This window comes from Flavobacterium sp. CFBP9031, from assembly GCF_034044945.1.
Taxonomy (GTDB): Bacteria; Bacteroidota; Bacteroidia; order Flavobacteriales; family Flavobacteriaceae; genus Flavobacterium.
This window is the reverse complement of sequence record NZ_JAXCWF010000003.1, coordinates 366,788-385,012: the sequence shown is the minus strand read 5'-3', so window position 1 is coordinate 385,012 and position 18,225 is coordinate 366,788. Positions and strand designations below refer to the sequence as shown.

18 protein-coding genes and 4 tRNA genes are annotated in these 18,225 nt (G+C 34.6%); 1 reads left to right on the top strand and 21 read right to left on the bottom strand.

Annotated elements, in window-relative coordinates:
• Nucleotides 1-224 precede the first annotated feature (224 nt).
• From rpoB to SOM12_RS07385, 17 genes are all read right to left on the bottom strand, one after another.
• Entirely contained in the window at nt 225-4,037 is a 3,813-nt protein-coding gene (rpoB, locus tag SOM12_RS07465) for a DNA-directed RNA polymerase subunit beta (RefSeq protein WP_095928762.1), read from the bottom strand.
• Nucleotides 4,038-4,301: 264 nt separating this feature from the next.
• Nucleotides 4,302-4,673, bottom strand: coding sequence for a 50S ribosomal protein L7/L12 (gene rplL / locus SOM12_RS07460; RefSeq protein WP_025572412.1), 372 nt, complete (start codon nt 4,671-4,673; stop codon nt 4,302-4,304).
• A 92-nt stretch (nt 4,674-4,765) separates the two neighbouring features.
• Complete coding sequence (gene rplJ, locus SOM12_RS07455; RefSeq protein WP_095928761.1) at nt 4,766-5,269, bottom strand: 50S ribosomal protein L10; 504 nt, start codon at nt 5,267-5,269, stop codon at nt 4,766-4,768.
• A gap of 22 nt (nt 5,270-5,291) precedes the next feature.
• On the bottom strand, nt 5,292-5,981 hold the full coding sequence (rplA, locus tag SOM12_RS07450; protein WP_017496725.1) for a 50S ribosomal protein L1: 690 nt from the start codon (nt 5,979-5,981) through the stop codon (nt 5,292-5,294).
• A gap of 13 nt (nt 5,982-5,994) precedes the next feature.
• Nucleotides 5,995-6,432: a 50S ribosomal protein L11 gene (gene rplK, locus SOM12_RS07445; RefSeq protein ID WP_008466923.1), complete on the bottom strand. Its 438-nt coding sequence runs from the start codon at nt 6,430-6,432 to the stop codon at nt 5,995-5,997.
• A gap of 67 nt (nt 6,433-6,499) precedes the next feature.
• The gene (gene nusG, locus SOM12_RS07440) at nt 6,500-7,051 is read right to left on the bottom strand and encodes a transcription termination/antitermination protein NusG (protein ID WP_008466925.1); all 552 of its coding nucleotides are present in this window, start codon (nt 7,049-7,051) and stop codon (nt 6,500-6,502) included.
• A 10-nt stretch (nt 7,052-7,061) separates the two neighbouring features.
• The gene (secE, locus tag SOM12_RS07435) at nt 7,062-7,259 is read right to left on the bottom strand and encodes a preprotein translocase subunit SecE (protein ID WP_008466927.1); all 198 of its coding nucleotides are present in this window, start codon (nt 7,257-7,259) and stop codon (nt 7,062-7,064) included.
• 18 nt (nt 7,260-7,277) lie between these two features.
• Nucleotides 7,278-7,348: transfer RNA gene (locus SOM12_RS07430), tRNA-Trp, on the bottom strand.
• 55 nt (nt 7,349-7,403) lie between these two features.
• The gene (gene tuf, locus SOM12_RS07425; RefSeq protein ID WP_095928760.1) at nt 7,404-8,591 is read right to left on the bottom strand and encodes an elongation factor Tu; all 1,188 of its coding nucleotides are present in this window, start codon (nt 8,589-8,591) and stop codon (nt 7,404-7,406) included.
• Between the two features lie 55 nt (nt 8,592-8,646).
• A tRNA-Thr gene (locus SOM12_RS07420) sits at nt 8,647-8,718 on the bottom strand.
• An 87-nt stretch (nt 8,719-8,805) separates the two neighbouring features.
• Nucleotides 8,806-8,886 (bottom strand) — tRNA-Tyr (locus SOM12_RS07415).
• 60 nt (nt 8,887-8,946) lie between these two features.
• A tRNA-Thr gene (locus tag SOM12_RS07410) sits at nt 8,947-9,020 on the bottom strand.
• A 90-nt stretch (nt 9,021-9,110) separates the two neighbouring features.
• Complete coding sequence (gene hpf / locus SOM12_RS07405) at nt 9,111-9,413, bottom strand: ribosome hibernation-promoting factor, HPF/YfiA family (RefSeq protein WP_008466930.1); 303 nt, start codon at nt 9,411-9,413, stop codon at nt 9,111-9,113.
• 32 nt (nt 9,414-9,445) lie between these two features.
• On the bottom strand, nt 9,446-10,339 hold the full coding sequence (locus SOM12_RS07400) for a tyrosine-type recombinase/integrase (protein ID WP_320492932.1): 894 nt from the start codon (nt 10,337-10,339) through the stop codon (nt 9,446-9,448).
• A gap of 88 nt (nt 10,340-10,427) precedes the next feature.
• A complete protein-coding gene (gene rpsU / locus SOM12_RS07395; protein ID WP_026730435.1) occupies nt 10,428-10,622 on the bottom strand; it encodes a 30S ribosomal protein S21 in 195 nt (64 codons plus the stop codon).
• A 190-nt stretch (nt 10,623-10,812) separates the two neighbouring features.
• Nucleotides 10,813-11,955, bottom strand: a complete 1,143-nt coding sequence (locus SOM12_RS07390; protein ID WP_320492931.1) for an acyl-CoA dehydrogenase family protein — start codon at nt 11,953-11,955, stop codon at nt 10,813-10,815.
• A gap of 13 nt (nt 11,956-11,968) precedes the next feature.
• A complete protein-coding gene (locus tag SOM12_RS07385; RefSeq protein ID WP_320492930.1) occupies nt 11,969-12,856 on the bottom strand; it encodes a helix-hairpin-helix domain-containing protein in 888 nt (295 codons plus the stop codon).
• Nucleotides 12,857-13,119: 263 nt separating this feature from the next.
• Here SOM12_RS07385 and SOM12_RS07380 point away from each other — a divergent pair, with 263 nt between their 5' ends.
• Nucleotides 13,120-14,586 (top strand): APC family permease, encoded by a 1,467-nt coding sequence (locus SOM12_RS07380; RefSeq protein WP_095928756.1) that lies wholly within the window; start codon nt 13,120-13,122, stop codon nt 14,584-14,586.
• 49 nt (nt 14,587-14,635) lie between these two features.
• Here the strand turns inward: SOM12_RS07380 and SOM12_RS07375 are convergent, their stop codons facing one another.
• From SOM12_RS07375 to SOM12_RS07360, 4 genes are all read right to left on the bottom strand, one after another.
• Nucleotides 14,636-14,863: a PspC family transcriptional regulator gene (locus SOM12_RS07375; protein ID WP_008466940.1), complete on the bottom strand. Its 228-nt coding sequence runs from the start codon at nt 14,861-14,863 to the stop codon at nt 14,636-14,638.
• 72 nt (nt 14,864-14,935) lie between these two features.
• The gene (locus SOM12_RS07370) at nt 14,936-16,207 is read right to left on the bottom strand and encodes a DUF2851 family protein (protein ID WP_320492929.1); all 1,272 of its coding nucleotides are present in this window, start codon (nt 16,205-16,207) and stop codon (nt 14,936-14,938) included.
• A 75-nt stretch (nt 16,208-16,282) separates the two neighbouring features.
• Nucleotides 16,283-16,765 carry a 3'-5' exonuclease gene (locus tag SOM12_RS07365; RefSeq protein WP_320492928.1) on the bottom strand — a complete coding sequence of 161 codons (483 nt, stop codon included), beginning with the start codon at nt 16,763-16,765 and terminating at the stop codon, nt 16,283-16,285.
• A 79-nt stretch (nt 16,766-16,844) separates the two neighbouring features.
• Entirely contained in the window at nt 16,845-18,206 is a 1,362-nt protein-coding gene (locus SOM12_RS07360; protein ID WP_320492927.1) for a pyridoxal-phosphate dependent enzyme, read from the bottom strand.
• Between the last annotated feature and the right edge of the window lie 19 nt (nt 18,207-18,225).

The window sequence follows — 18,225 nt, the reverse complement described above, 5'->3', positions numbered from 1 at the left end:
CTCTTAATAAATAAGAGTTAATCATTCAGCTACTACCTCGGGTTACTTCTCTAAACCTCAAATTCTTATTTGAAGCGCTAGTTATAAAATGCCTTGCATTGTTATAAAAAATCGGAACGGTTTACGGGTATAAATCTTTAAAAACTTCTAACATTTAGTAAACAGTCTCAGTCCCAGTTTTCAGTGCTAAACTGAATACTGAGACTGTGACTAGAAACTTTTATTTATTCTTCCAAACGAAGATCTAATCCTAGACCTTTCAATTCGTGCATTAATACATTGAATGATTCTGGTAAACCTGGTTCTGGCATAGTTTCACCCTTAACGATAGCTTCGTAAGTTTTAGCTCTACCAATAACGTCATCAGACTTAACAGTTAAGATTTCACGTAAAGTACTAGAAGCTCCATAAGCCTCAAGTGCCCAAACCTCCATCTCTCCAAAACGCTGACCTCCAAATTGAGCTTTACCTCCAAGTGGCTGTTGCGTAATCAATGAGTATGGTCCGATAGAACGTGCGTGCATCTTATCATCAACCATGTGTCCTAATTTAAGCATGTAAATTACACCCACAGTTGCTTTTTGTGCAAAACGCTCTCCTGTTCCACCATCGTAAAGATAAGTATGTCCGAAACGTGGTACATTAGCCTCATCAGTCAAAGCATTGATTTCATCTAGAGAAGCACCGTCGAAGATTGGAGTAGCAAATTTTCTACCCAAGTTCATACCAGCCCATCCAAGAACAGTCTCATAAATCTGACCAATGTTCATACGTGAAGGTACCCCAAGTGGATTCAATACAATATCTACCGGTGTTCCGTCTTCTAAGAAAGGCATATCTTCATGACGAACGATTCTTGCAACAATACCTTTGTTACCGTGACGTCCTGCCATTTTATCACCAACTTTTAACTTACGTTTTTTAGCGATATAGATTTTAGCCAATTTCAAGATTCCAGATGGTAATTCATCTCCAACTGTAATAGTGAATTTCTCTCTTCTTAAAGCTCCTTGTAAGTCGTTCAGCTTAATTTTATAGTTATGAATTAAATCATTAACCATTTTATTTGTAGCGTCATCAGCAACCCACTGACCTTTGCTTAAGTGAGCAAAATCTTCTACTGCGTAAAGCATTTTTTGAGTATATTTTTTACCTTTTGGTAAAACTTCTTCACCCAAATCATTCATTACACCTTGAGATGTTTTTCCGTTAACGATCAAGAATAATTTCTCAACTAATCTGTCTTTTAATTCAACAAATTTAGTTTCGAATTCCATTTCTAAAGCGCCTAAAGCATCTTTATCTTGAGTACGTTTACGTTTATCTTTTACGGCTCTTGCAAATAATTTTTTGTCAAGAACTACACCATGTAAAGATGGAGAAGCTTTTAATGAAGCATCTTTCACATCACCTGCTTTATCTCCGAAGATCGCACGAAGCAATTTCTCCTCTGGAGTAGGATCTGATTCTCCTTTTGGTGTAATTTTACCAATCAAAATGTCGCCAGGCTTAACCTCTGCTCCAATTCTGATCATACCGTTTTCATCTAAATCTTTAGTAGCTTCTTCAGAAACGTTAGGAATATCGTTTGTTAACTCTTCATTTCCTAACTTAGTATCTCTAACCTCTAATGAATAATCATCAACGTGGATAGATGTAAAAATATCATCACGAACTACTTTCTCAGAAATTACAATCGCATCCTCGAAGTTGTACCCTTTCCATGGCATGAACGCAACTTTTAAGTTTCTACCTAAAGCTAATTCTCCATTTTGAGTAGCATAACCTTCAGACAATACTTGTCCAGGAACAACTCTATCACCTCTTCTTACGATAGGCTTCAAGTTGATACTTGTACCTTGATTGGTTTTTCTAAATTTAATTAAGTTGTACGTTTTCTCATCAGCATCAAAACTTACCATTCTCTCGTCTTCTGTACGATCGTATTTAATAGTAATGATGTTAGCATCTACGTATTCAACAGTACCATGCCCTTCAGCATTGATTAATACTCTTGAATCTGAAGCTACCTGACGCTCTAAACCTGTACCAACAATCGGTGCTTCAGGACGGATCAAAGGAACAGCCTGACGCATCATGTTTGATCCCATCAACGCACGGTTCGCATCATCATGCTCCAAGAAAGGAATCAAAGATGCAGAAATCGAAGCGATCTGGTTAGGAGCAACGTCTGTATAATGTACTACAGATGGTTCAACAACTGGGAAGTCACCTTCCTCACGAGCAATAACATTGCTAGCTGTAATTTTACCTGTAGCGTCCATTTCAATGTTCGCCTGAGCAATCATTTTACCTTCTTCTTCTTCAGCACTTAAGTAAACTGGAGTACTTTCTAAATCAACTACACCATTAGTTACTTTACGGTATGGAGTTTCGATGAATCCCATTCCGTTTACTTTTGCATAAACACCAAGAGATGAAATCAAACCAATGTTTGGTCCCTCAGGAGTTTCAATCGGACATAAACGACCATAGTGAGTATAGTGAACGTCACGAACCTCGAAACCAGCTCTCTCTCTCGAAAGTCCACCTGGTCCAAGTGCAGAAAGTCTTCTTTTGTGTGTAATCTCAGCTAATGGATTCGTTTGGTCCATAAATTGAGATAACTGGTTAGTACCAAAGAAAGAGTTGATAACTGATGATAATGTTTTAGCATTAATCAAATCAATTGGTGTAAACACCTCGTTATCTCTAACGTTCATTCTCTCACGAATAGTTCTAGCCATACGTGCTAAACCAACACCGAATTGTTGAGACAATTGTTCTCCAACTGTTCTAACACGACGGTTTGATAAGTGATCAATATCATCAATCTCCGCTTTAGAGTTGATCAATTCAATCAAATATTTTACAATGGTAATGATATCTTCTTTGGTAAGCACTTGCTTATCCATAGGGATATCTAAAGCCAATTTTTTGTTCATTCTATAACGACCAACTTCACCTAAGTTGTAACGTTGATCAGAGAAGAATAATTTATCTATAATACCACGAGCAGTTTCCTCATCAGGCGGTTCAGCGTTACGCAACTGACGGTAAATGTGCTCTACAGCTTCTTTTTCAGAGTTTGTTGGATCTTTTTGTAACGTGTTGTGGATAATAGCATAATCTGCTTGGTTGTTATCCTCTTTGTGCAACAAAATAGATTTTACGTTAGAATCGATGATCTCTTCAACATTATCTTTGTCGATAATAGTATCACGATCAAGGATGATTTCGTTACGCTCGATAGAAACTACCTCTCCGGTATCCTCATCTACGAAATCCTCGTGCCATGTGTTCAAAACACGCGCAGCAAGTCTTCTTCCAATATATTTCTTAATTCCTGTTTTAGAAACTTTAATTTCTTCTGCTAAGTCGAAAATTTCAAGGATATCCTTATCCCTTTCGAAACCGATAGCACGGAATAAAGTTGTTACAGGTAATTTTTTCTTTCTATCGATATACGCGTACATTACGCTGTTAATATCAGTAGAGAATTCTATCCAAGAACCTTTAAAAGGAATTACTCTTGCAGAATAAAGTTTAGTTCCATTTGCGTGGAATGACTGTCCAAAGAAAACCCCTGGAGAACGGTGTAATTGAGATACTACAACACGCTCGGCACCATTAATAACAAAAGTACCACTAGGAGTCATGTAAGGAATTGTTCCAAGATAAACATCTTGTACAATAGTTTCAAAATCTTCGTGTTCTGGATCTGTACAATATAGTTTTAACCTAGCTTTTAAAGGCACACTATACGTAAGACCTCTCTCTATACATTCTTGAATTGTATAACGTGGAGGATCAACAAAATAATCTAGGAATTCCAATACAAAGTTATTTCTTGTATCTGTAATTGGGAAGTTTTCCATGAAGGTATTGTATAACCCTTCGTTGCCTCTTTCGTCAGATTTCGTTTCTAATTGAAAGAAATCTTTAAAAGATTTAACCTGAACATCTAGAAAATCTGGATAGTCAGGGATATTTTTTGTAGAGGCAAAATTCAATCTTTCAGTCTGATTTGTTATCATCAATGGACAAAATTTTGATTAAAAAAAAGTAATTTTTTTTGTGTAAGACACACTGTTTAATCTATACTTTCTTATTATAATCAATACATCTTTAAAAATAAACCGTAAAGGAAGTTCAATTTTTTTTCTTCGTATTGATCAAAAACTTTTTCGTATTTTAAACTATTTGATAATAAAACTTGATATATTTTATTATACGAAAAATGGTTTAGACCCTTGGATGGTTACATCCAAGGTCTAAACCTAGTTCTAAACTGTGTTTTGTTATTTTAACTCAACAACAGCTCCAGCTTCTTCTAATGATTTTTTAAGACCTTCAGCCTCTTCTTTAGAAACACCTTCTTTAACAGTACTTGGAGCACCATCAACTACATCTTTAGCTTCTTTAAGACCTAAACCTGTAAGTTCTTTAACTAATTTTACAACTGCTAATTTAGAAGCACCAGCTTCTTTTAGTACAACTGTAAATTCAGTTTGTGCTTCTTCAGCAGCACCTTCTCCACCACCAGCAGCAACTACTACAGCTGCAGCAGCAGGCTCGATACCATACTCGTCTTTTAATATTGTTGCTAATTCGTTAACTTCTTTAACTGTTAAGTTAACTAATTGTTCTGCGAATTGTTTCAAATCTGCCATTTTTTCTATCGTTTAAAATGATTTGTAAAAATATAATTTAATTATTGTGCGCTAATTAAGCAACAAGGAAGCAAGCTTCCCTGCTTTGATTATTATGCTTCAGTTTCTTCTTCGCTACCTGCGAATTTGTTTTGTAAAGCAGAAATAATTCTTTGAGCTGGAGATTGTAATAATCCAATAAGTTCTCCAAGTAACTCTTCTTTAGATTTAATAGTTGCTAATGCATCTAATTGGTTGTCTCCAATATATACTTCAGAATTGATGTAAGCTCCTTTTAAAACTGGTTTATCAGATTTCTTACGGAAATCTTTGATAATTTTTCCAGGTGCGTTAGCAACATCAGAAATAAAGATAGCACTGTTACCTGACAAAACTGTAGGTAAATCACCATAATCATTAGCAGAAGCTTCCATTGCTTTTGCAAGCAAAGTGTTCTTTACAACTTCTAATTTAATACCTGCTTTAAAACAAGCTCTACGTAAGTTTGAAGTTGTCTCTGCGTTTAAACCAGAAATATCAGATATGTAAATGATATTTGTACCAGCTAACTGCGCAGTTAAATTTTCAATCGCGATTGATTTTTCTTCTCTAGTCATACTAAAAATTTTTAACTACCAATTATACTGCCTTTGGGTCTAATGCGATAGCAGGACTCATAGTGCTTGTAAGGTGAATACCTTTAATGTATGTACCTTTAGCAGCAGTTGGTTTAAGTTTTATTAATGTTTGAATAATTTCGTGTGCGTTGTCAACAATCTGCTCAGCTCCAAAAGAAACTTTACCGATTCCTGCGTGTACGATACCAGTTTTATCAACTTTAAAGTCAATTTTACCAGCTTTAACCTCTGCAACAGCTTTTGCAACATCCATAGTTACAGTACCTGTTTTAGGGTTTGGCATTAAACCTCTAGGTCCTAAAATACGACCTAATGGACCTAATTTACCCATAACAGCTGGCATAGTGATGATAACATCAACATCTGTCCAACCATCTTTAATTTTTTGTAAATAGTCGTCAAGACCTACATAGTCTGCACCAGCTTCTTTAGCTTCCGCCTCTTTATCTGGAGTAACTAATGCTAATACTTTAACATCTTTACCAGTTCCATGAGGTAATGTAACTACACCTCTTACCATTTGATTCGCTTTTCTTGGATCAACACCCAAACGAACTGCGATATCAACAGACTCATCAAATTTTGCAGAAGCAACAACTTTCAATAATGCCGCAGCATCTTTTAGAGAGTATAATTTGTTCTTTTCAATTTTTGAAGCAGCCTCTTTTTGCTTTTTTGTTAATTTTGCCATTTCTTTTTCTTAATTAAAAAGGAGCATCTCCTGATACAGTTATACCCATAGATCTAGCTGTTCCAGCAACCATACTCATAGCTTTCTCAATTGTGAAAGCGTTTAAGTCTGGCATTTTGTCTTCAGCAATAGTTCTAATTTGTTCCCAAGTAACGCTAGCTACTTTTTTACGATTAGGCTCACCAGAACCAGATTTTAGCTTTGCAGCTTCCATTAACTGAACTGCTGCTGGAGGAGTCTTAACAACAAAATCAAATGATTTGTCTTTGTACACAGTGATTTGCACTGGACAAATTTTGCCAGGTTTATCCTGAGTTCTAGCATTAAATTGCTTACAAAACTCCATGATATTAACCCCAGCAGCTCCTAAAGCAGGTCCAACCGGTGGCGACGGGTTCGCAGCACCTCCCTTAACTTGTAGTTTAACTACCTTACTAATTTCTTTAGCCATTTTTAAAAAATTTATCACTGTAATCAATGGAAGCGATTACAATGGTTTATTATAGTGTAACAAAAAATTATACTTTTTCAACTTGCATAAAGCTCAATTCCAATGGTGTCTTTCTTCCGAAAATCTTAACCATTACCTCAAGTTTACGCTTTTCTTCATTGATTTTCTCAACAGATCCATTAAATCCATTGAAAGGTCCATCAATAACCTTAACTGTTTCACCAACACTAAATGGAATAGAACGAGTATCTGTATTTACAGCCAACTCATCTACTTTACCTAACATACGGTTTACTTCAGAAAGTCTTAAAGGAACAGGTTCTCCACCTTTAGTTTCTCCTAAAAACCCAATAACACTAGTAATTGACTTAATAATATGAGGGATTTCACCAACTAAGTTAGCTTCAATCATAACATATCCAGGAAAGTAAACTTTATCCTTAGATGATTTTTTCCCATCTTTTACAGTAACTACTTTTTCAGTAGGAACCAAAACCTGAGAAACATAATCCTCCATACCTAATCTCGCAATCTCAGTCTCGATATAAGCTTTCACTTTATTCTCTTGACCACTAACTGCTCTAACTACGTACCATTTTTTCACATTATTATCTGCCATCACAAAAAAATTATCCTTTTAACCAGTTAAAAAATCCAGCCAAAGCTTTTGCAAAAAATTCGTCTACTCCCCAAGTTGCCAAAGCGAATAAGATCGAAAATACAGCCACAACAATTGTCAATTTCTGTACTTCAGCCCAAGCTGGCCAAGTAACATTTGACTTTAACTCTTCGAAAGCCTCTGATAAATAATTAGTAACTTTTGTCATTTGATATATTTTTTATTGCACGGGCGGAGGGATTCGAACCCCCATCAACGGTTTTGGAGACCGCTATTCTACCCTTGAACTACGCCCGTAATTAAAGCCAGTGATTAAAAAATAATCACTGGCTTTTTTATTTATTTTATAGAATTACTCTACAATTTCAGTAACCTGACCAGCTCCAACTGTTCTACCACCTTCACGGATAGCAAAACGTAAACCTACGTTCATAGCGATTGGGCTTAATAAAGCAACATTGATTGTTAAGTTATCTCCTGGCATTACCATCTCTACTCCTTCTGGTAAAGTAATAACTCCTGTTACGTCAGTTGTACGTACGTAGAACTGTGGACGGTAGTTATTGTGGAATGGAGTGTGACGTCCACCTTCTTCTTTTTTCAAGATATAAACCTCAGCTTTGAATTTAGCGTGTGGTTTTACTGAACCTGGCTTAATAATAACCATACCTCTTTTGATATCAGCTTTATCAATACCTCTTAACAATAAACCTACGTTATCTCCAGCTTCACCTCTGTCAAGGATTTTACGGAACATCTCAACTCCTGTAATAGTAGAAGTTAATTTTTCAGCTCCCATACCAATGATTTCAACAGGATCTCCAGTGTTAGCAACTCCAGTTTCGATACGACCTGTAGCAACAGTTCCACGACCTGTAATTGTAAATACGTCCTCAACTGGCATCAAGAATGGTTTAGCAACGTCACGTACTGGCTCTTCGATCCAAGCATCAACAGCTTCCATTAATTCAATAATTTTAGGAACCCAGTTAGGATCATTGTTCAATCCACCTAAAGCAGAACCTTGAACAACAGGACCATTATCTCCATCATATTCGTAGAAAGATAATAAATCTCTAATTTCCATTTCAACAAGTTCTAATAACTCAGCATCATCAACCATATCCACTTTGTTCATGAAAACAACGATTCTTGGAATACCAACCTGACGACCTAAAAGGATGTGCTCACGAGTTTGTGGCATTGGACCATCTGTAGCAGCAACTACTAAGATAGCTCCGTCCATTTGAGCAGCACCAGTAACCATGTTTTTTACGTAATCCGCGTGACCTGGACAGTCAACGTGAGCGTAGTGACGGTTAGCAGTTTCGTACTCTACGTGTGATGTATTAATAGTAATACCTCTTTCTTTCTCCTCTGGAGCGTTATCGATTTGATCAAACGATTTTGCTTGACAGTAACCAGCATCTGACAATACTTTTGTAATTGCAGCAGTTAATGTAGTTTTTCCGTGATCTACGTGTCCAATTGTACCTATGTTTAAGTGCGGTTTGGAACGATTAAAATTCTCCTTTGCCATTTTACTTAATTTTTAATCTTAGTTATATATTAATTTTCAATTTCCTACTTACTTGAGCCAATGTCGGGATTTGAACCCGAGACCTCTTCCTTACCAAGGAAGCACTCTACCCCTGAGCTACACCGGCAGAGAGTTCTGAGTTTAGAATTCAAATTTTAAATTTCAGACTTTATTAATCTAAAACTTACAATATAAAACTCCAACTTCTTTTTAGTGGGGAGAGCAGGATTCGAACCTGCGAAGTTCACACAGCAGATTTACAGTCTGCCCTCGTTGGCCGCTTGAGTATCTCCCCATAGTTTTAAAATTCCATCATTTTAAAGAACCAATTTCAAATCGCATTTGAAATTTATTGAGCCGATAGAGGGACTCGAACCCACGACCTGCTGATTACAAATCAGCTGCTCTAGCCAGCTGAGCTACATCGGCGAATACATTAAAAAAGTCCGCTATTTCTAACGGACTGCAAATGTAGGTATTTTATCTTTTAATCAAAACATTTTTTGAAAAAAATTTCAATTAAATGTGTGCTCTAATTTTTTCCTTCCTTTTTACAAGTAAACGTTCTAGCGATTCTGCCGAAAGCTCAACAGCTTCTTCAAATGTTTTACACTGTTTTTTCACCAAAAAATCATCACCAGGAACATTAATCTTTATTTCCACCACTTTATTCTCTTTATCACTCGTTCTTTCAACTTTTAAAAAAACATCTGATGAAACCACTCGATCGTAGTATTTCTCTAGCTTACCCATTCTTTCTTGGATAAAATCGACTAATTTTCTGTCGACAGTAAAATTAACTGCATGAACATCTACCTTCATAATAAAAATTTTAGGGTTAACATTTAGAACCACTATTTATTTCTAGGATGCGCATCTTTATACACTTTTTTAAGTTCCGCCAAACTATTATGAGTATAAACCTGTGTAGACGCCAAACTAGAATGCCCTAGCAATTCTTTAACTGAATTCAAATCTGCCCCATTGTTCAATAAGTGAGTTGCAAAAGTATGACGAAGCACATGCGGACTTTTTTTCACCTTTTCTGAGACCCTACTAAAGTATGAATTTATTAAACGATAAACAAAAGATTCGCTCAATTTTAACCCTTTTTTTGAAACGAAAAAATAGTCACAATCCATCAAACTTTCCAAACTATCTCTTTCCTTCACATACGAATCGATTTGATCCGCAATAATCGGCAAAATTGGAATAATGCGCTCTTTATTTCTTTTCCCTAAAACCTTAATCGTGTTATTTGAGCGATCGACATTTTTAATCATCAAATGAATTAACTCCCCCCGACGCATTCCTGTCACATAAAACATTTCCACAATAAGCTTATCCCGAATTCCTTCAAAATCAACCGGAACCTCTATTGTAGCAAGTAAATCCTTCAGCTCTTTTTCCGAGAAAGGAACCTGAACCACTTTCGGAGTCTTTAAAGACTTATGCTTTAGCATCGGATTAACTTCTATCTGCTTCGTCTTTAAAAGAAACTTATAAAAAGCTTTTAAAGAAGCCATTTTTCTATTAACCGAAACATTAGAAATATTATGATCAACCAAAAAGACAATCCAACTTCTGACCTGACTATAATTCACCACATCAATACTTTCTTGATCAAAAGATTCTTTTACAAAAGCTTCAAAAGAAACCATATCATTCAAGTAAGCCTCAACTGTATGCAAAGAATATTTTTTCTCCAGCAAAAGATAATCCGAGAAAGCTTCTCTATTCGTTTTCATAAATCTAAAAATTAAGCATAAAAAAACCGTTAGCATCAAAATTAAAACATTTTGACCACTAACGGTAATTATTTTCTAAAAGCTGATATTAACTTTCTAAACTATCTTTCAAGCCTTGAATGTAAGCCGCTTTTTGGATTTGAGCTCTTTTGATAACAGAAGGCTTAATAAAAGCAGTACGTGCTCTTAATTGACGAACAGTTCCTGTTTTATCAAATTTTCTTTTATAGCGCTTTAATGCTCTATCGATATTTTCTCCGTCTTTAATTGGTATAATTAACATAATATAGACACCTCCTCTCGTTAAGGCTGCAAATGTATATATTAATTATGAATTATGAATTATAAATTGTGAATTATTTTTAAAAAAGAGAAAAGAGTATAGAGAAGAGATATATAGATATAATTCTTTATTCTTTATTCTTTATTCTTTATTCTTTATTCTTTATTCTTTATTCTTTATTCTTTATTCTTTATTCTTTCAACAAATTCCTAGAAATAACAACCTTTTGAATCTCAGTTGTTCCCTCTCCTATAGTACACAATTTGGAGTCTCTGTAGAATTTTTCTACCGGAAAATCTTTAGTGTAACCGTAACCGCCATGAATTTGAACTGCATCATTTGCGATTTTAACACACGCTTCTGAAGCATACATCTTTGCCATAGCTCCTGATGTTGTTACTGGTTTATGCTTTTGTTTCAAGAAAGCCGCTTTATGCAATAGTAATTCTGAAGCTTCAATTTCTGTTGCCATATCCGCCAATTTAAAAGAGATTCCCTGAAAACTACTGATTGGTTGCCCAAACTGATGTCTTTCTTTCGAATATTTCAATGCAGCTTCGTAAGCTCCTTTTGCAATTCCTAGAGACAAAGCTCCGATAGAGATTCTCCCGCCATCCAGAATTTTCATTGCCTGAACAAAACCTTCTCCAATTTCTCCTAATCTATTTTCATCTGGAACGCGACAATTATCAAAAACCAGCTCAGCGGTCTCACTGGCTCTCATTCCTAATTTATTTTCTTTTTTACCTGATGAAAAACCTTTCATTCCTTTTTCAAAAACAAAAGCTGTCATTCCTTTAGAATCTCCTTTTTCACCAGTTCGCACTACCACTACTGCAACATCTCCTGAAATAGCATGTGTAATAAAGTTTTTTGCACCGTTTACGATCCAATGATTTCCATCTTTAACAGCCGTCGTATTCATTCCTCCAGCATCAGAGCCTGTGTTATGCTCTGTTAGACCCCAGGCGCCTATAAATTCGGCCGTAGCCAATTTTGGAAGCCATTTTTTCTTTTGTTCTTCGTTTCCAAAAGTCAAAATATGATTAGTGCATAAAGAATTGTGTGCCGCGACAGATAATCCGATTGAAGGATCTACTTTTGAAATCTCTTCTATTACGGTAATATACTCGTGATAACCTAAACCTGAACCGCCATATTCTTCCGGAACCAAAACGCCCATGAAGCCCATCTCGCCAAGTTGCTTAAACAACGGAATCGGAAAAATTTGCGCTTCATCCCATTCCATTATATAAGGTCTAATATTTTTTTCTGCAAAGTCTTTTATAGACTGTGCGATCATTAGTTGTGTTTCGTTGTAATCAAAGTTCATGAGTTAGTTTCTTTTAGAACTCCAAATATAAACTAATTATTTTTGCTTTTTCAACAGGAAAATCTTTAATTTTTGACAAATCCTCAATATTATTAAAATTTCCATTCATACTTCTATAGGTTACAATTTGTTTTGCTAGTCCATATTTGAAGTATGAAAATTGAGCCAATTCTTTTAATGAAGCGTCATTTACATTTATTTTCTTCAAGCTTGAAGGAATCACAACTTTAAAATGAGCATTTAGTTCATTTATAACTTCAGGCGAAAGTCCCCAAATCTCTTTCATCTGCTCCATCGATACAAATGATCCAACGATTTCTTTCTGCTTCAAGATTCTCGAGGACAACCCTTCTCCTATCCCGTAGATTTTCATCAAATCTTCTTGCGTTGCCTCATTTATATTTATTATTTCTAACTTTTCTTTTTTCGGAAAGTTTTTTACAATGAATTCTTTTTTCTCGACACTATAGTTCTTTTTATTCTGTTTCCAATCTGGAAATTTAAACAAAGGAGAAATTTCCTTTAATAGAGAATCCGAGACTCCAGTGACAGCCTGAAACTCTTCTGCCGAGTTTACATATTTATTCTCTTTGCGAAATGCCATTAAACGATCAATCTCTTCGACAGACATTCCGAGTTTGTATCCTTTATAATCTGAAATAAAATTAGGATTAAAAAGATAGACAGTTGGTTTTACATCTTTTTCAGTTAATTTCTGTTGATCAATTTCTGACTGAAGCGCAAGCCACTCCTCTTTTTCAGAGTTTTTCGCCTCTGAAATATTGAAATCAGATAAAAAATAAAATAATTGCAGTCCTATCATAATAAGAAAAAGCATAAAAACACCTATCCGTTGCTGTTTTGTAAAATGAAAATACTGGTTTAAAGACTTAAAATTCATGATTAAAATTACTTTTGAAGAACAACTTAAGAAAAATCCTTCAAATTTATCAAGAAAATTAGTAAGAAAAGTAACTTTTAAAAAATTATCGAATCTCTTATAAAAGTCCAATTAATTTAATGAATATCAATACTTACAGAATCTTTCTTACGAGTACCGTAAAAAAAACAAAGATTTTATAACTTAAAACATGATAATTGTTTTTATTTTTTCCAAAAAACAATACATTTGGCACTTAATAACAAATAAACCAATAAAATAATATGTCAATTTGGAGAGTTAAACCTATATCAGCCTTTGAGGCCGATATGAAAAAAAGTGATTTAAAGAGAGTCCTAGGAAAATGGAGCCTTACTGCCATTGGTGTTGGTGCCATTATCGGTGGGGGAATTTTTGTACTTACAGGTACTGGGGCTTATTATCATGCAGGACCAGCATTAGCTATTTCGTTTATAATCGCAGGTATTGCTTGTGTTTTTGCAGCACTTTGCTATTCTGAATTTGCTTCCATTTTACCTGTTGAGGGATCTGCTTACGCATATGCCTACGGTACTATTGGAGAAGTTTTTGCTTGGATAATTGGATGGGGACTAATTCTCGAGTATGCAATGGGATCGATGACTGTAGCGGTTTCCTGGTCCGGATACTTTAATAAATTGCTCAAAATATTTCACATTCACCTTCCTGATTGGTTAACTACAGATCCTGCAAGCTACACAGGAGAAGGTTTTTCTATGAATCTTCCAGCTTTCTTAATCGTTCTTTTAGTTATTTCATTGCTTATTAAAGGAACAAAAAGCGCTGCTAAAGCAAACAACGCAATTGTTATTCTTAAAGTATCTGCTGTAATCTTTGTAATTATTGCTGGTCTTTTCTTTATTAATACAGCAAACTGGAGCCCGTTTATTCCTGAAGCAACTCAGATTATTGAAAAAGAAACTACGCACAATGCTTACGGAATTGGAGGTATTATCTCTGGAGCTGCAGCTATTTTCTTTGCTTATGTTGGTTTCGATGCTGTTTCTACACAAGCTGGAGAAGCTATTAATCCTAAAAAAGATGTTCCTTTTGCAATTATTGCTTCTTTATTAATTTGTACTACTTTATATATCCTTGTTTCTTTAGTACTAACAGGAATGATGAATTACCAAGACTTTAATCCACTAGGAAAATATCCTGAAGCTATCAAAGCTCCTGTTGCTTATGCATTTGATATTGCAGGACAAGGCTGGGCTGGTTCTATTATTACTGTTGCTGCAACTATTGGTTTGGTTTCAGTATTAATGGTAATGATCATGGGACAATCTAGAATTTTCCTTGGAATGTCTAAAGATGGTTTAATTCCATCTGTGTTCTCTAAAGTAAACCCAATTTCTGGAACTCCAAAAACAAACTTAATGATTCTTGGAATTATTATCGCAACTGTTGCTGCTTTTACACCGATCAACAAATTGGCTGACATGACTAGTTTTGGTACTTTGTTTGCCTTTACAATGGTTTGTATTGCTGTTTGGATTTTAAGAGTAAAACAGCCAGGATTAACTAGAACATTTAAAGTACCTGCTTTACCAATTATTGCGGTATTAGGAATTGCAATCAATTCTTATTTAATTTTTAATTTAAGTAAAGATGCACAGTTATTATCTTTTGGATGGCTTATTATTGGTATAATTGTATACTTTGGATATAGCAAGAAAAGATCTAAACTTAACAATCCTACTGAAGAATAATAAATACAACTTCATAAAAAAGCTCCAAATCTAGATTTGGAGCTTTTTTTTATAAATCAAATACCGATGTTCTTTTTGATCGAATTAAATCTTTCAACCTAATCCAGAAAGCGAGAGTCAAATAGACTCCAAACCCTAAACCCGCTGTAACAAAAGAAATGTAGATAAAAAACAATCGCACACTTGTTACGCGCATTCCGAGTTTATCTGCTAATCTTGAAGAAACATGGAAACCATATTTTTCAAAAAAAAATTTAAGTTTTAAAATTGCTGACATTTCTATATTTTAGATTTAAGACTTTAGATTTTTAGATTCCTGACTGCTCAGGATTACAAAAGTACAAATTATCTAAGTATTTTTAAGCAACTCTAATCCGATAGCACATTTTAGACAAGACTTGCGCTCGCAATATTCATTTTTAAGTTCTAATAATGTCTGACTTTCAAATGCAGTTTTTGATTGAATACCAAAGGAATTAAACTTGTCTATAATAACATTCTTCTCCGAAGCAACTTCATTCATAAAATCAATTAAATCTTCCGAAATGGATTCGCCCATAATATTCGAATAAGTAAATTGAAGCGGAATAATGGTATTTATAACCAGGAGATCTATAAATGACTTAGAAAGCGTTTTAGACTTCTTCGGGCTCTCTTTGTCAAATTGATAATGATTTTGCCAATACAAGCTTGCAGACACGCTTAGTAAACGATATACAGCATCTACTGATTTTAATTCGATAATCTTAGAAAACAAATTTTGATGTTTATGGTATAAAGCTACCAATTGAGAAAGTCTGATTGTTGGAAAATTATCGGGACGAAGTTTAAAAAACTGGAGAGGTTCTGTGTACGTCTTTTCTATTTGATACTTATGCAATAAATAAAAATAGCGAAACTTTAAATCTTTATAATACACATCTTCTTTCTCGACCTCCAATAAACCAGCAGTGCCAAAAAGGAGCGCTTCTAGATTTTCAATTTCAAAACTTTCTTTTCTGATTACTGAAAACGGAATTGCCATCGAGATTTGCAGAAAGGAATTTCCATTCGTATTTAGTCCAAAATTCTTTGCTAGAAGGCAAAATAAGACCGCTTCCCAATCTTGATTGGTTTCTTCCAATAAATGAGCAATAAATTTAGATTTACGCTCTAATCGCTCAAAAAACAATCTTTCCTGCCAGTTTTTAAAAACAAATCTGTCTATGTCTTTTAATTGCCTTTCGCAGTAAATCCAAGTCTTTGGAGAAACTAATGCCTTATAATTTTCGATTATTTCTTTTGAAACATAATCTTTAAGAACTAAAACAGGAATTTCGGTATTGTTTTCTCTAAAAATAGCGGTGTCGTTTTCCCAAACAACATGAAGAATAACATTTTTATAAGCCGGATCTTTCTCGTGATTATGCAAATACCAATCTGAAGATTTCAAATGAATCTCTACATTGCCTGCCCATTTTTGACTTCCGATTTCTATGTGAGCATTAAAAAAATCTGGCCCAGCAAGCTCTAGATAATCGCCAGTTTTAAGAATTGTTATCAATTCGCCTTGAACCGATTTTAAATTCAAAGAATCAAACTTCTTGAATTTCCAGATATAATGAAGAAAGTCTTCTTTCATTTTTAGATTTTATAGTAGAATTACAAAATCTAAAAGTAATTAATTTTTAATATTATTCTTACAAAATTAAAATTTTTAACGAAGCATATATAATTTAGCACAAGCTCTAGCATCTGACAAAGCTTCATGGTGATTCAATTGGATATTCATTTCTCGACAGCAATCACTTAATTTTGTTGGTTTTATGCCTTTTGCTTTGTAGATTTTAACCGTGCATTCCCACTTTGTGGCAATATTTAAATCGTCATAATTTAAGCCATGCAGAAGCATTGTTTTCATTAAGACATTTCGATCAAAACTTTCGTTATGTGCTACTACAACTTTATTTTTTAGCCTCTTTTCAATCTCTGGATAGATCTGAAAGAACGATTTTGCATTTATAGTATCTTTAGGATAAATTCCATGAACACGAATCGTAAAAGGATTATATTCGTTATTTGGCGGTTTAATTAAAGTCACATATTCGTCCACAATAATTCCGTTTTCGACAGTCACAATACCTACAGAGCACGGATGATATCCTGTCGCAGTTTCAAAATCTATAGCTGTAAAATTCATTTTCTAATTTTAAAAGACAAATCCATAAATCTAATTGTTTAACAACAAGATTTATGGATTATTTATATTTATAAGAGGCTTATTTTATTGCGCCAATAATATCATATTTAGTAATAATGTGATGGTGTCCGTTTCCTAAATCAACCAAAACAGCATCATTTTCTTTGCTAAAAAGCTTTGAAACCTCTTCGATCGGTGTTCCTAGTTTCACAATTGGGAAAGGTTTGCCCATTACTTCTTTAATTGGTTTTTCGGCAACATTTTTATCTGCAACATAGCTTCTAAATAAGTCTGTTTCATCAACAGAACCGACAAATCCATTGATATCAACAACTGGAATTTGCGAAATCTTATATTTACGCATACGCTCAATTGCATGCGAAACTAATTCTTCAGTACGAACAACGATTAATTCTTTATCAATATGATCTTTAATAACGTCTTCTGCCTTAGTTACGTTTTCTTCTAAGAATCCGCGCTCGCGCATCCAGTCATCGTTAAACATTTTACCTACATAACGGCTTCCAGAATCGTGAAATAACACCACAACAACATCTTCTGGTTTAAAATGTTCTTTTAGCTGCAACAGACCTTTTATACAAGCTCCTGCAGAATTTCCAACAAAAATCCCCTCTTCAAGCGCAATCTTTCTAGTGTAGACTGCAGCATCTTTATCGGTTACTTTTGTAAAACCATCAATTAGAGAAAAGTCAACATTCTTAGGCAAAATATCTTCTCCAATACCTTCTGTTATATACGAGTAGATTTCGTTCTCGTCGAAAATTCCAGTTTCGTGGTATTTCTTGAACACAGAACCATAGGTGTCAATTCCCCAGATTTTAATATTTGGATTTTGTTCTTTCAAATATTTTCCAACTCCAGAAATAGTTCCTCCTGTTCCAACTCCCACAACAAAATGTGTAATTTTTCCTTCCGTCTGTTTCCAAATTTCAGGTCCAGTTTGCTCATAATGCGCCAACGAATTTGACATGTTATCGTACTGATTGACATACCAAGAATTTGGTGTTTCTTCTGCTAAACGCTTTGAAACCGAATAATAGGAACGTGGATCTGTAGGCTCAACATCTGTAGGACAAACAACAACTTTTGCTCCAACAGCACGAAGAATATCCATTTTTTCTTTAGACTGTTTGTCTGAGATCACACAAATTAGTTTGTAGCCTTTTACAATTGCCACAAGTGCAAGTCCCATTCCCGTATTTCCTGAAGTTCCTTCAATAATAGTTCCTCCAGGTTTAAGTCGGCCATCTGCCTCTGCATCTCCAATCATTTTTACAGCCATTCTGTCTTTTACAGAATTACCCGGATTAAAGGTTTCGACTTTTGCCAATACTAACGCATCAATTTCAGCAACAATTTTGTTGAGTTTTACCAATGGTGTATTACCAATTGTTTCTAAAATATTATTTGAAAAGTCCATTTTTATTTAAGTTTATTTA

Excerpts from the sequence above, each read along its gene's own strand:
- rpoB (WP_095928762.1), bottom strand. The coding sequence starts at position 4,037 with ATGATAACAAATCAGACTGAAAGATTGAATTTTGCCTCTACAAAAAAT.
- rplL (WP_025572412.1), bottom strand. The coding sequence starts at position 4,673 with ATGGCAGATTTGAAACAATTCGCAGAACAATTAGTTAACTTAACAGTT.
- rplJ (WP_095928761.1), bottom strand. The coding sequence starts at position 5,269 with ATGACTAGAGAAGAAAAATCAATCGCGATTGAAAATTTAACTGCGCAG.
- rplA (WP_017496725.1), bottom strand. The coding sequence starts at position 5,981 with ATGGCAAAATTAACAAAAAAGCAAAAAGAGGCTGCTTCAAAAATTGAA.
- rplK (WP_008466923.1), bottom strand. The coding sequence starts at position 6,432 with ATGGCTAAAGAAATTAGTAAGGTAGTTAAACTACAAGTTAAGGGAGGT.
- nusG (WP_008466925.1), bottom strand. The coding sequence starts at position 7,051 with ATGGCAGATAATAATGTGAAAAAATGGTACGTAGTTAGAGCAGTTAGT.
- secE (WP_008466927.1), bottom strand. The coding sequence starts at position 7,259 with ATGACAAAAGTTACTAATTATTTATCAGAGGCTTTCGAAGAGTTAAAG.
- tuf (WP_095928760.1), bottom strand. The coding sequence starts at position 8,591 with ATGGCAAAGGAGAATTTTAATCGTTCCAAACCGCACTTAAACATAGGT.
- hpf (WP_008466930.1), bottom strand. The coding sequence starts at position 9,413 with ATGAAGGTAGATGTTCATGCAGTTAATTTTACTGTCGACAGAAAATTA.
- SOM12_RS07400 (WP_320492932.1), bottom strand. The coding sequence starts at position 10,339 with ATGAAAACGAATAGAGAAGCTTTCTCGGATTATCTTTTGCTGGAGAAA.
- rpsU (WP_026730435.1), bottom strand. The coding sequence starts at position 10,622 with ATGTTAATTATACCAATTAAAGACGGAGAAAATATCGATAGAGCATTA.
- SOM12_RS07390 (WP_320492931.1), bottom strand. The coding sequence starts at position 11,955 with ATGAACTTTGATTACAACGAAACACAACTAATGATCGCACAGTCTATA.
- SOM12_RS07385 (WP_320492930.1), bottom strand. The coding sequence starts at position 12,856 with ATGAATTTTAAGTCTTTAAACCAGTATTTTCATTTTACAAAACAGCAA.
- SOM12_RS07380 (WP_095928756.1), top strand. The coding sequence starts at position 13,120 with ATGTCAATTTGGAGAGTTAAACCTATATCAGCCTTTGAGGCCGATATG.
- SOM12_RS07375 (WP_008466940.1), bottom strand. The coding sequence starts at position 14,863 with ATGTCAGCAATTTTAAAACTTAAATTTTTTTTTGAAAAATATGGTTTC.
- SOM12_RS07370 (WP_320492929.1), bottom strand. The coding sequence starts at position 16,207 with ATGAAAGAAGACTTTCTTCATTATATCTGGAAATTCAAGAAGTTTGAT.
- SOM12_RS07365 (WP_320492928.1), bottom strand. The coding sequence starts at position 16,765 with ATGAATTTTACAGCTATAGATTTTGAAACTGCGACAGGATATCATCCG.
- SOM12_RS07360 (WP_320492927.1), bottom strand. The coding sequence starts at position 18,206 with ATGGACTTTTCAAATAATATTTTAGAAACAATTGGTAATACACCATTG.